We start from the raw sequence: 277 nt of genomic DNA, 5'->3' as shown, positions 1-277 counted from the left end.
AGACAACCAGGATGTTGGCTTAGAAGCAGCCACTCATTTAAAGAGTGCGTAATAGCTCACTGGTCGAGTGATCCTGCGCCGAAAATTTCCGGGGCTAAAACGTACTACCGAAGCTACGGCATCATTTGAGCGACCGCGTTTGCGAGTTACTTTATGATGGGTAGGAGAGCTTTCTATACGGATTGAAGCATTACCGTAAGGAGATGTGGACTGTATAGAAGTGAGAATGTTGGCATGAGTAGCGAGATGTGGGTGAGAATCCCACAGGCCGTAAACC

General features: G+C 48.0%; 1 rRNA gene. It reads left to right on the top strand.

From position 1 onward, the window contains the following. Positions 1-277: ribosomal RNA gene (locus K0040_RS20405) — 23S ribosomal RNA — on the top strand; the annotation flags it as partial.

This window comes from Terrisporobacter petrolearius, assembly GCF_020748185.1.
Lineage (GTDB): Bacteria > Bacillota > Clostridia > Peptostreptococcales > Peptostreptococcaceae > Terrisporobacter > Terrisporobacter petrolearius.
The sequence above is the reverse complement of the archived record's forward strand: the minus strand, read 5'-3'. Positions and strand labels throughout refer to the sequence as shown.